Source organism: Streptomyces sp. NPDC047000 (genome assembly GCF_040644295.1).
GTDB lineage: Bacteria > Actinomycetota > Actinomycetes > Streptomycetales > Streptomycetaceae > Streptomyces.
The window spans coordinates 112131-123113 of record NZ_JBEYWE010000024.1; the positions used below are offsets into that span (position 1 = coordinate 112131).

Sequence of the window (10983 nt, forward strand, 5' to 3'; positions counted from 1 at the left end):
CACTCAACAAAAACTTAAGAATCCCGTCCGCCCCCGGGCGGCACGCGCGGGGGGCCGCCCCGCGGCGGTTCATCGTCTGCTACCTGACGACACCGGACGCCGACGGCGCACTGCTGCCGGTCGACAACCGGGAGAACTGGGTCTTCCACGCCCCCTGGCACCCCGAACAGGGCGAGACGCTCGAGGAGTTCACCGACGAGCGCTGCATCGAGCACATCCGCCGCGCGGTCGGCGACCCGGAACTCGACGTGGAGATCACCGGCCGGGCCCCCTGGCACGCCGCGCAGCGCGTGGCCCGCGCCTACCGGTCGGGACGCGTCTTCCTGGCCGGTGACTCGGCCCACGAGATGTCCCCCACCGGGGCGTTCGGCTCCAACACCGGCATCCAGGACGCGCACAACCTGGCATGGAAGCTGGCGGCGGTGCTCGGCGGCTGGGCCGGCGAGGGACTGCTGGAGAGCTACGACGCCGAACGGCGCCCGGTCGCAGAGGCCACCAGTGCCCGCGCCGCCGCCCGTTCGGCCGAGCACAGCCACCCCGGTTTCGCCCCGCCGCCCGTCCCCGGCGGGGGACCGCAGCGCGGCATCCTCAACGTGGCGCTCGGCTACCGGTACCCGTCCGGGGCCGTCGTCGGCACGGACCCCGCGTCCCCGGTCGTACCGGAGAAGCTGGCGCTGAACGGCGAGCCGGGCAGCCGGGCACCGCACGTGTGGCTGCGGCACCAGGGGCTGCGGATCTCCACGCTCGACCTGTACGAACGGCGCATGGTGCTGCTCTGCGAGGCGGACCGGCAGGACGGGTGGTACGAGAGCGCGGGCCGGCTCGCCGAGGAACTGTCCGTGCCGCTCGTCGCGTACCGCGTGGGTGCGGGACCGGACGCCGATCTGACGCCGGAGGACGGGGCGGACTGGCTGGAGCTGCACGGTCTGGGACGCGGCGGTGCCGTGCTGGTACGCCCCGACGGCTTCGTGGCCTGGCGCTCCCCGGACCCGGTCGCCTCCGCGGAGCCGGTGCTGCGGTCGGCGCTGACCTCGGTCCTCTCCCTTCCCTGACCCCCTCCCGGGGCACGCACGCCCCTGGAAGGCCGGCCCCCCTCCCGCCCACCGAGTCGGGTGGGCGGGTGGGAGACGAGGGGGCGCAGCCCCCGACCCCACTGGGACCGGGGCGGAGCCCCGGGACTCTCACCGGGCCAGGGGCGCAGCCCCGGGGCTCGCTCCGGGGTGGGCCGTCTCCGCGAGAGGCGCCCCGTCACCCGCCCGCGTCTCCCGAGTGGTGGCGGCCGGGAATCTGGCTGACGGTGGATCACGTCAGGGCCGGGTGAACCGAGCTGACGGAACGCCAGCGATCCGGTCCGCGACGAAAGGATCCTCGACATGCGAACTTCTCGCACGATGCTCGCCACGGCGGCGGCCACGGCCGTTCTCGCCATCGGCGCGCCCGGCGCCTACGCGGCAGGCGGTGACTGGAGCAATGACGACTCGTCCTACAGCACGGACCAGTCCTGGGGCGGCAGCCACGACGGGCCGCACGGCGGGATGCACACGGGTGGCGGAGCGCTGAGCCTCCGTACGGCCGACAGCGGCAAGGACTGGGGCTCCGGCTCCGACAGCTCCTCCTCCGGCAGCGGCAAGGACTCCTCGGGCTGGAGCAAGGAGTCGGGCGGCGGCAAGGAGTCCGGCAGCAGCAAGGAGTCGGACGGCGGCAAGGAGTCCGGCTGGACCAAGGACAAGGACAGCGAGAGCTCCTCGAGCGGCGACCACGAGAAGCCCCACGGCGGGATGCACACCGGCGGGGGCGCCCTGGCGGCGCCGTCCACGACCGCGGGCGGTGTCGCGGTCCTCGCGCTCGTCGGAGCCGGTCTCTACGCCGCCCGCCGCAAGAAGTCGGCACCCGGCCTGGCCTGAGCCGTGCCCGACGCGATAGAGCCGCGGCCGCCACCGGTGCATCGAGTGGCGGCCGCCCGGCCTTCCCGGCCCGGCGGCCGGACACAACCCGGCGCCGGTCGTGCCCGTCCCGGCGTGACCCGACGAGAGTGGTCCCCGATGCCCGTTCCTCCTCCCTCCCCCGCCGGCGGCGAGCCGGACCCGGCCGGGCAGCTGTCCCGCGGCGCCGTCGTGCTGAGCGGGGTGGCCCTGCTGATGCTCGTGGTGCTGCTGCACGGCGGTGGTTCCCCGGCGTCCCCCGCCGCGACCGCCGTACGGCAGCCGGGCACCGCCGGCCCCGCCGCGTCCGGACGGTCCGCCGGGTCCTCCGCCGACGGCGGATCGGACGGCAAGCAGCTGTCCCGGTCCCGGCCCGAGCGGCTGCTGATCCCGAAGATCGGGGTCGACGCCCCCTTCACCGACCTCACCCTCGCGCCCGACGGACGCCTCCAGCCACCACCCGCCGCGGACACCAATCTGGTCGGCTGGTGGGCGAACGGCCCGTCACCCGGCGAGCGGGGCACCGCGGTCGTCGCGGGTCACGTCGACACCAAGACCGCCGCGGCCGTGTTCGTCTATCTGAGCGACCTGCGCAAGGGTGACACCTTCCAGGTCGTACGGGCCGACGGCACGACGGCCTCGTTCGTGGTGGACGACACGGAGACCTTCGCGAAGGACCGGTTCCCCAGCGAGCGCGTGTACGGCGACACGGGCCGGGCGGAGGTCCGTCTGATCACCTGCGCGGGCGACTACGACCGTACGGCCCGCGACTACAAGGACAACCTGGTGGTCTTCGCCCACCTGCGGTGAAGACCCCTCCTACGGGTGATCACCCGCCCAGTCCATCCCGATCGCGCACCGGTCGGGACCGGCTCAGGATCGAGTCACGTCCTCGGCCCGCCCGTGCGCCGCCGAGGCGCACCGACCAGCCGTGCCCCGGCCCCCGCGAAGGAGATGTGCTCAGGATGACCACCACGTCCGCACCTGCCTCACCGCCACCGACCCGTCAGATGTCGCAACGTGTCTCCCAGTCCGTGTTCGACGGCTCCCGGCTGCGGGTCGTCCTGCTCGTGGAGGTCTACGACGGCGCCCAGCAGCAGTTCCTGGAGGCGTACGAGCAGCTCTGCAACGAGGTCGCGTCCGTGCCCGGCCACATCAGCGACCAGCTGTGCCAGTCCATCGAGAACCCTTCCCAGTGGCTCATCACCAGCGAATGGGAGAGCGCCCCGCCGTTCCTCACCTGGGTCAACAGCGAGGAGCACGTGCGGATGGTGGAGCCCCTGCACAGCTGTGTGCGGGACACCAGGTCGCTGCGTTTCCACGTGGTCCGGGAGACCGGCCGTCCGGTGGCCGGTACGGAGGCGGGCCGGCGCAGCCTCCAGCCGACCCCGCGGATCGGCGACGGCATGATCCGGCACGCGCTCACCTTCACGGTGAGGCCGGGCAGCGAGGAGACCGTCGCGAAGATCCTCTCCGACTACGCCTCGCCCGAGCCCCGGGTCGACGACACCACCCGGCTGATCCGCACCTCGCTGTTCATGCACGGCAACCGGGTCGTGCGGGCCATCGAGGTGCGCGGCGACCTGCTCGCGGCGCTGCGGCACGTGGCCCGGCAGCCCGAGGTACGGGCGGTCGAGGAGGCCATCAACCCGTATCTGGAGCAGGACCGGGACCTCGACGACCCCGAGTCGGCGCGGATGTTCTTCACCCGGGCGGCGCTGCCCGCCGTGCACCATGTGACGGCCGAGCAGGAGGACCCGGCGGCCGAGCGGCACGCCCTGTACTACCCGGCGCGGCCCGGCTGCGGGATGCGGCTGGCCAAGCTGCTCGCCCAGCAGGACGAGACGGCCGCCGACGACCCGCGCAGCCCGGTGCTGCGCAGCACGATCTTCCAGCGGGACGACGTCGTGGTGCGGCTGATCGACGTACGCGACGGTCTCGACGCCGACGATCTGGCGCTGCCCCTCGGCATCGCCGAGCCGGGGCGGGCGGTCGAGCTCGCGGAACTGCTGGACGCGGCCGACGCCGCCGCGCTGGAGGACGGCGACCTGCCGCGCTTCCTCGAACTCGCCCGGATGGCACTGGTCACCGACCGCCGTTCGCCCGACGCATGACGCCTGTCCGGCAGATCGGCCCGGACGGCACCGGTGGCACCCGTCGGCCCGGGTGAGCGGGGCTCGGCGCATGCGTCGCCGGGCCGAGGACGGAGCCGGCGACCGGCGCCGACGCCGCTGGGGTGCCCCGTCCGAGGAGCCGGGGGAGTGCCGGCCCCCGCGTCTTCGGCGTCGTCCGCCGGACCGGCCCCGGGTCCTTCGGCGGACGGCCGCGGCGTCCGGCGGCACGCGTTCCACGGCGCGCGGCGGACGGCGCCGCCACGCCCCCAGTCACCACAGCACTAGATCGGAGCAGCGACGTGATCACACCCCGTACCAGAATCGTGGATCTCACCGAGGTCGAGCCCAACACCCGGCGCGGCGGCGACCTGCGCGCCATGCTCACGCCCCACACCGTCGGATCCACCAGCGGATTCATGGGCGTGGCCATCGTGCAGCCGGGTGACCGCATCGCCGAGCACTACCACCCGTACTCGGAGGAGTTCGTCTACGTCGTGTGCGGGGAGCTGGAGGTCGACCTGGACGGCGAGCCCCACCCGCTGCGGCCGGAGCAGGGGCTCATGATCCCGATGCACATGCGTCACCGGTTCCGCAACGTCGGCCGCGTGGAGGCCCGGATCGTCTTCCACCTCGGCCCGCTGGCGCCGACGCCGCCGCTCGGCCATGTGGACACGGAGGAGTCCGAGCCCGTCGCGGCTCCGGTGGGCGCCGCCCGGCCGGGGGCGGACGCGTGACCGGGCGGCGGGTCGCGGTCACCGGCGTAGGAGTGGTCGCGCCGGGCGGCATCGGCATACCGGCTTTCTGGGACCTGCTGTCCGGCGGCCGCACCGCGACCCGGGGCATCACGTTCTTCGACCCGTCGGGCCTGAGGTCGCGGATCGCCGCCGAGTGCGACTTCGAGCCGGCGGCCCACGGCCTCGACGCGGAGGAGATCGAGCGCTGCGACCGCTACATCCAGTTCGCGCTGGTCGCGGGCGAGGAGGCGGTCCGGGACTCCGGGCTCGAGCTGGACCGGGAGAACCCGTGGCGGATCGGGGTGTCGCTGGGCACCGCGGTCGGCGGCACCACCCGGCTGGAGCAGGACTACGTCCTGGTCAGCCAGGGCGGCCGGCGCTGGGACGTGGACCCCGACCAGGCACGTCCGCATCTGCACCGCGCGTTCTCGCCGAGCACGCTCGCCTCGACGATGGCGGAGCAGCTGGGCGCGTGCGGGCCGGTGCAGACCGTCTCCACCGGCTGCACCTCGGGTCTCGACGCGGTGGGGTACGCCTTCCACACCGTGCGGGAGGGCCGGGCCGACATCTGTGTGGCGGGTGCCTCGGACTCCCCGATCTCCCCGATCACCATGGCCTGCTTCGACGCGATCAAGGCGACCTCGCCGAACAACGACGACCCCGCGCACGCGTCCCGGCCGTTCGACGCCGACCGCAACGGGTTCGTGATGGGCGAGGGCGGCGCCGTGCTGGTGCTGGAGGAGCTGGAGCACGCGCGGGCCCGCGGGGCTCACGTGTACTGCGAGCTCGGCGGCTACGCGACGTACGGCAACGCCTATCACATGACCGGACTGACCAGGGAGGGCATCGAGATGGCACGGGCCATCGAGGACGCTCTCGACGACAGCCGGCTCGACGGCACGGCCATCGACTACGTCAACGCGCACGGCTCGGGAACGCAGCAGAACGACCGTCATGAGACGGCCGCCGTGAAGCTGGCCCTGGGGCAGCACGCGTACAGCACGCCCATGAGTTCCATCAAGTCGATGGTGGGGCACTCGCTCGGGGCGATCGGGGCGATCGAGGTCGTCGCGTGTGTGCTGGCGATGGAACGTCAGGTGGTTCCCCCCACGGCGAACTACGAGACACCGGACCCGGAGTGCGACCTGGACTACGTGCCGCGGGTCGCGCGTGAACGGCGGCTGGACAGCGTGCTGTCGGTGGGCAGCGGGTTCGGCGGTTTCCAGTCGGCGGTGGTCCTGACCCGGACCCGCGGGAGGTCACGATGAGCACAGCCCGGCCACGGCGCGCGGCGGTCACCGGTATCGGTGTGGTCGCGCCCAACGGCACCAGCACGGACTCCTTCTGGAAGGCCACCCAGGAGGGTCTCAGCGTCCTGGACCGCATCACCCGCGACGGCTGCGAGCACCTTCCGCTGAAGGTGGCCGGCGAGGTGCGGGACTTCGAGCCGACGGCGGCCGTGGAGGAGCGGTATCTGGTCCAGACGGACCGGTTCACGCACTTCGCGATGGCCGCGGCCGACCGGGCACTGGAGGACGCCCGGCTCGGCCGGGCCGACACCGGGCAGGCGCCGTTCTCGGTGGGCGTGGTCACCGCGGCGGGCTCCGGCGGCGGCGAGTTCGGCCAGCGCGAGCTGCAGCGGCTGTGGGGCAAGGGCAGCAGGTTCGTGGGGCCGTACCAGTCGATCGCCTGGTTCTACGCCGCCAGCACCGGCCAGATCTCCATCCGGCGCGGTTTCAAGGGACCCTGCTCGGTGGTCGCCGCCGACGAGGCGGGCGGACTCGACGCGATCGCGCACGCGGCGCGGGCGGTGCGGCGCGGCACGGACGTCATGGTGGCCGGCTCCACGGAGGCGCCGCTCGCGCCGTACTCCGGGGTGTGCCAGCTCGGCTATCCGGAGCTGAGCCTGGAGGCCGACCCGTCCCGCGCCTACCGCCCGTTCACCGACGCGGCCTGCGGGTTCGTGCCGGCCGAGGGCGGCGCCATGCTCGTCGTGGAGGACGAGACCACGGCGCGGGAGCGCGGGGCGCGGGTACGGGCCCGGATCGCCGGGCACGCGGCGACGTTCACCGGTGCCTCCTGCTGGGAGCGGTCCCGGGCCGGGCTCACCCAGGCCGTTCTGGGAGCGCTGGACGAGGCCGGGTGCGCGCCGGAGGAGATCGACGTGGTCTTCGCCGACGCCCTCGGTGTGCCGGAGGCCGACCGGGCCGAGGCGCTGGCCATCGTCGACGCCCTGGGCGCGCACGGCCGGCGGGTGCCGGTCACCGCGCCGAAGACCGGTACCGGCCGCGGTTACTGCGCGGCGCCCCTGCTGGACACGGCGGCGGCGGTCCTCTCGATGGAGTTCGGGCTGATCCCGCCCACCCCGAACGTCTTCGACATCTGTCACGACCTCGACCTGGTGACCGTCCGCGCCCGCGCCCGCGAGGTGCGCACGGCGCTGGTCCTCAGCCGGGGCCTGATGGGCTCCAACTCGGCGCTGGTGCTGCGGCACGGCGCCGCCGACGCCTCGTAGCGGGGCGTCACCCCGCAAGGAAAGGAACCTCATGAGCGACCACATCACCGTGGAAGAACTGTCCGAGCTGATGAAGAAGGCCGCGGGGGTCACCGTGCCCCCGGACGAGCTGCGCAGGCAGGCCGACGCCGGCTTCGACGCCATCGGCATCGACTCGCTCGGCCTGCTCGGTGTGGTGGGCGAGCTGGAGAACCGTCACGGCACCCCGATGCCGCCGGACGCGGAGCGGTGCAAGACGCCCGCCCAGTTCCTCGACCTGGTCAACAGCGCGCTGCTGGCGGGGGCGTGACATGGCCGGGCACACGCAGAACGAGATCACCATCGCCGCGCCGCTCGGCCTGGTGTGGGACATGACCAACGACGTGGCGAACTGGCCGGACCTGTTCAGCGAGTACGCCAGTGCCGAGATCCTCTCCCGGGAGGGCGACCGGACGACGTTCCGGCTGACCATGCACCCGGACGAGAACGGCACGGTGTGGAGCTGGGTGTCGGAGCGGGAGACCGACCGGGACACGCTCAGTGTCCGGGCCCGCCGCGTCGAGACGGGTCCGTTCGAGCACATGGACATCCACTGGCAGTACGAGGAGGTGCCCGGCGGGACCCGGATGGTCTGGACGCAGGACTTCGCGATGAAACCGGACGCCCCGGTCGACGACGAGTGGATGACCGGCAACATCAACCGGAACTCCAAGGTGCAGATGGCCCTGATCCGGGACCGTGTCGAACAGGCCGCCGGTGAGCGGCCCGTGCCGACCATGAGCGGCTGACCGGACGGAGGAACGGCACGATGCACCAGTCCCTGATCGTCGCCCGGATGGCACCGGGCTCCGCGCCGGACATCGCGAAGGTGTTCGCGGAGTCGGACCGGGGTGAACTCCCGCACCTCATCGGGGTGTCGGGGCGCAGCCTCTTCCAGTTCGGCGACGTGTACCTGCATCTCCTGGAGGCGGAGCGGGATCCCTCGCCCGCCATCGCGCGGCTCGCCGGGCACCCCGAGTTCCGGGACATCAGCGAGCAGCTGTCGGCGTACGTCTCGGCGTACGACCCGGCGACCTGGCGTTCACCGAAGGACGCCATGGCGCAGTGCTTCTACCGCTGGGAGCGGGAGCCCTCCGGCTGAACCGACCGCTGCGCCGGCCGGTCGCCGGGTCCACGCAGGTGCGTGGGCCCGGCGGCCGGTCGTATGCGGGGGCCGCCCCGGCGCCGTGACGGTCTGTCCGGTCCGGTCAGGCCGGTACGTGGCAGTCGAAGGCGTGCAGATAGGCGTTGACGGGGCTGACGTCGTCGACGACCAGGCCCGCCTCGGTCAGCCGGGCGGTCATGCTCGCGGTGGTGTGCTTGGCGCCGCCGACGTTGAGCAGCAGCATCAGGTCCATCGCGGTGCTGAACCGCATCGACGGGGTGTCGTCGACGAGGTTCTCGATGACGACGACCCGGGTTCCGGGGCCGCCCGTCGCGGTGACGTTGGCCAGCAGCCGGGCGGTGCTGTCGTCGTCCCACTCGAGGATGTTCTTGATGACGTAGACGTCCGCCTTCACCGGTACGGCGGCGCGGACGTCGCCGGGCACGATGGCGGCGCGGTCGGCGAGGTCGCCGCCGGGACGCAGCCGGGGCACGGCGTTCTCGACGACGCGGGGCAGGTCGAGCAGGGTGCCGCGCAGGGCGGGGTACTTGTCGAGCAGGCACGCCACCACATGGCCCTGGCCACCGGCGATGTCGGCGACGGAGGCGGCCCCCGACAGGTCCAGCAGGGCGGCCACGTCCCGTGCGGACTGCTCGCTGGAGGTGGTCATGGCGCGGTTGAAGACGTCGGCCGATTCGGGGGCGTCCTCGTTGAGGTAGGTGAAGAACTCCTTGCCGTAGAGGTCCTCGACGACATTGCGGCCGGTGCGTACGGCCTCGTCGAGCCTCGGCCAGGCGTCCCAGGTCCACGGCTCGGTGCACCACAGGCAGATGGCGCGCAGGCTGTGCGGGTCGTCCTCGCGCAGCAGCCGGGACATGCCGGTGTGCGCGAAGGTTCCGTCGGGGCGCTCGGCGAAGACGTCGTAGCAGGACAGGGCCCGCAGCAGCCGTCGCAGCGGGCGGGGTTCGGTCTTCACGGCGGCGGCGAGGTCCTCGACGGGCATGGGGGTGTCGCCGAGTGCGTCGGCGACACCGAGGCGGGCGGCCGCGCGCAGGGCGGCGGCGCAGGCCGCCCCGAACGCGAGCTCCCTCAGCCGCATGGGGGGCGGGGGTGCGGCGGTCGTCCCGGTGGTGGTCATGTACCGCTTCCTTCCTGGTCGGGTGACGGTGCGGACTACGGCTGTGCTGACTACGGCGGTGCGGGCGCGGGTCAGCAGCGCCCGGCGGGCAGGGAGGTGCGGCAGAGGTTGTTCTCGTAGACGTTGCCCCGGTCGGTGCCGGTGTCGGTGTCGGTGTCGACGAGGTCGGCCGGGGAGTTGGCGTCGAGCAGGTTGCCGGTGATCCGGTTGTTGTCGTTGGGGGCGCCGACGAAGCTCTTGAACAGGACGATGCCGCCGGACAGCGATGAGGAGCCGATGTTCTCCGCGACCCTGTTGCCGCTCACCCGGGTGCCTTCGACGCCGGTCAGGACGATGCCGGAGCCCTGGATGGCGTCGAGGCGCGCGGTCTTGGGGCAGGACTTGTTGTTGCGGACGACGCGGTTCTCGCTGACGGTCACGTCTCCGGTCCGCGGTGTGTTCTCGTCGCCGACGACGAACATGCCGGCGCAGTTGCCGGTGGCGTAGTTGCGCGCGACGGTGAGGGCGCGCAGTCGGCGGACGGTGACGCCGATGCGGTTGCCGGTCAGCCGGTTGTGCCGGACGACCGTGCCCCGGGCGTCGAGGGCGCCCTGTTCCTGGGCCACGCTGTTGGCGAGGAAGATGCCCGCGTCGCCGTTGTCCTGGGCGGTGTTCTCCCGGAGCTCGCTGCGTGTCGAGCCCTCCTGGGCGATGCCCCACACCCCGTTGCCCGCGGCGGTCACCCGGCGGACGGTGAGGCGGTCGGTGGCCGAGGCGTACACCCCGGCCCTGGCGAAGCCGCTGACGGTGAGGGACTCGACGGTGACGCCGTCGAGAGCGGCGTCCTTGGTGCCCAGGACGCAGATCCCGTTGCCCGTCGCCCCGCAGCTGCCGGTGGGTGCGTCGGAGGCTCCGGGCTTGGGCGAGGACGCGATCTTGAGGGCGGGTTTGATGACCGTGAGCGGTCCCATGCCGCGCAGGGTCAGCCGGGGCGTGCGCACCGTCACGCTCTCCACGTAGGTGCCGGCGGTGACGAGGACGACGTCACCGGGCGCGGCGGCGTCCACCGCGTCCTGGATCGACTCGCCGGGGTGGACGACGTGCACGGGACGGAAGGCGCTGCCGGAGACCGGCGGTGCGGCACCGACGCCCACCGCGAGGAGGGCCGCGGTGCAGGCCAGATATGTGAGGCGACATCTCTTCATATTCCGGACAGTAGGCTCGGATGCCCGCAGACCGGCCGAATCGTCCGTCCGGGGGCGTGTCCGGACCGCGTCCCCGGCGTTCCGCCTCCGGCCGGGAGCGTGAGCCGGCGCCGGAGGCGTTGCCTGCCGCGGTGCTAGTGCCGCGGCAGGCAACGTTCGCCCGTGAAGGAGCGGCGTCCGGTGCGTGCTCTCTGGGGGTCCCCCCTGCTCGAAGAGCTTGGGGGAGTGCCGGCCGGAAGTCCTCGTACTGGAT

Annotated in this window: 12 protein-coding genes; 10 read left to right on the forward strand and 2 right to left on the reverse strand. The window is 73.0% G+C overall.

Annotated features, from left to right (window positions below):
* From ABZ862_RS29755 to ABZ862_RS29800, 10 genes are all read left to right on the forward strand, one after another.
* On the forward strand, positions 1 to 1052 hold a 1052-nt coding region (locus ABZ862_RS29755; protein WP_360964573.1), incomplete at its 5' end, for an FAD-dependent monooxygenase.
* Between the two features lie 321 nt (positions 1053 to 1373).
* Complete coding sequence (locus ABZ862_RS29760) at positions 1374 to 1904, forward strand: hypothetical protein (RefSeq protein ID WP_360964576.1); 531 nt, start codon at positions 1374 to 1376, stop codon at positions 1902 to 1904.
* A gap of 138 nt (positions 1905 to 2042) precedes the next feature.
* A complete protein-coding gene (locus ABZ862_RS29765; RefSeq protein ID WP_360964579.1) occupies positions 2043 to 2732 on the forward strand; it encodes a class F sortase in 690 nt (229 codons plus the stop codon).
* Between the two features lie 155 nt (positions 2733 to 2887).
* The gene (locus ABZ862_RS29770) at positions 2888 to 4036 is read left to right on the forward strand and encodes a SchA/CurD-like domain-containing protein (RefSeq protein WP_360964582.1); all 1149 of its coding nucleotides are present in this window, start codon (positions 2888 to 2890) and stop codon (positions 4034 to 4036) included.
* A 323-nt stretch (positions 4037 to 4359) separates the two neighbouring features.
* A complete protein-coding gene (locus ABZ862_RS29775) occupies positions 4360 to 4770 on the forward strand; it encodes a cupin domain-containing protein (RefSeq protein ID WP_360964617.1) in 411 nt (136 codons plus the stop codon).
* Positions 4767 to 6038: a beta-ketoacyl-[acyl-carrier-protein] synthase family protein gene (locus ABZ862_RS29780; protein WP_360964585.1), complete on the forward strand. Its 1272-nt coding sequence runs from the start codon at positions 4767 to 4769 to the stop codon at positions 6036 to 6038. The genes ABZ862_RS29775 and ABZ862_RS29780 overlap by 4 nt, the downstream gene beginning before the upstream one ends.
* Positions 6035 to 7285: a ketosynthase chain-length factor gene (locus ABZ862_RS29785; RefSeq protein WP_360964587.1), complete on the forward strand. Its 1251-nt coding sequence runs from the start codon at positions 6035 to 6037 to the stop codon at positions 7283 to 7285. The genes ABZ862_RS29780 and ABZ862_RS29785 overlap by 4 nt, the downstream gene beginning before the upstream one ends.
* Positions 7286 to 7316: 31 nt before the next feature.
* Positions 7317 to 7574: an acyl carrier protein gene (locus ABZ862_RS29790; protein ID WP_360964591.1), complete on the forward strand. Its 258-nt coding sequence runs from the start codon at positions 7317 to 7319 to the stop codon at positions 7572 to 7574.
* Between the two features lies 1 nt (position 7575).
* A complete protein-coding gene (locus ABZ862_RS29795; RefSeq protein WP_360964594.1) occupies positions 7576 to 8052 on the forward strand; it encodes an SRPBCC family protein in 477 nt (158 codons plus the stop codon).
* Between the two features lie 20 nt (positions 8053 to 8072).
* Positions 8073 to 8405: a TcmI family type II polyketide cyclase gene (locus ABZ862_RS29800; RefSeq protein WP_360964597.1), complete on the forward strand. Its 333-nt coding sequence runs from the start codon at positions 8073 to 8075 to the stop codon at positions 8403 to 8405.
* 106 nt (positions 8406 to 8511) lie between these two features.
* On the opposite strand, the gene ABZ862_RS29805 is transcribed toward ABZ862_RS29800, so the two are convergent.
* Entirely contained in the window at positions 8512 to 9546 is a 1035-nt protein-coding gene (locus tag ABZ862_RS29805; protein WP_360964600.1) for a methyltransferase, read from the reverse strand.
* A gap of 71 nt (positions 9547 to 9617) precedes the next feature.
* On the reverse strand, positions 9618 to 10730 hold the full coding sequence (locus ABZ862_RS29810) for a right-handed parallel beta-helix repeat-containing protein (RefSeq protein WP_360964603.1): 1113 nt from the start codon (positions 10728 to 10730) through the stop codon (positions 9618 to 9620).
* Between the last annotated feature and the right edge of the window lie 253 nt (positions 10731 to 10983).

What these genes read in the sequence shown, in the direction of transcription:
- ABZ862_RS29805 (WP_360964600.1), bottom strand. Translation starts at nt 9,546, where the DNA reads ATGACCACCACCGGGACGACCGCCGCACCCCCGCCCCCCATGCGGCTG.
- ABZ862_RS29795 (WP_360964594.1), top strand. Translation starts at nt 7,576, where the DNA reads ATGGCCGGGCACACGCAGAACGAGATCACCATCGCCGCGCCGCTCGGC.
- ABZ862_RS29760 (WP_360964576.1), top strand. Translation starts at nt 1,374, where the DNA reads ATGCGAACTTCTCGCACGATGCTCGCCACGGCGGCGGCCACGGCCGTT.
- ABZ862_RS29765 (WP_360964579.1), top strand. Translation starts at nt 2,043, where the DNA reads ATGCCCGTTCCTCCTCCCTCCCCCGCCGGCGGCGAGCCGGACCCGGCC.
- ABZ862_RS29790 (WP_360964591.1), top strand. Translation starts at nt 7,317, where the DNA reads ATGAGCGACCACATCACCGTGGAAGAACTGTCCGAGCTGATGAAGAAG.
- ABZ862_RS29785 (WP_360964587.1), top strand. Translation starts at nt 6,035, where the DNA reads ATGAGCACAGCCCGGCCACGGCGCGCGGCGGTCACCGGTATCGGTGTG.
- ABZ862_RS29800 (WP_360964597.1), top strand. Translation starts at nt 8,073, where the DNA reads ATGCACCAGTCCCTGATCGTCGCCCGGATGGCACCGGGCTCCGCGCCG.
- ABZ862_RS29770 (WP_360964582.1), top strand. Translation starts at nt 2,888, where the DNA reads ATGACCACCACGTCCGCACCTGCCTCACCGCCACCGACCCGTCAGATG.
- ABZ862_RS29810 (WP_360964603.1), bottom strand. Translation starts at nt 10,730, where the DNA reads ATGAAGAGATGTCGCCTCACATATCTGGCCTGCACCGCGGCCCTCCTC.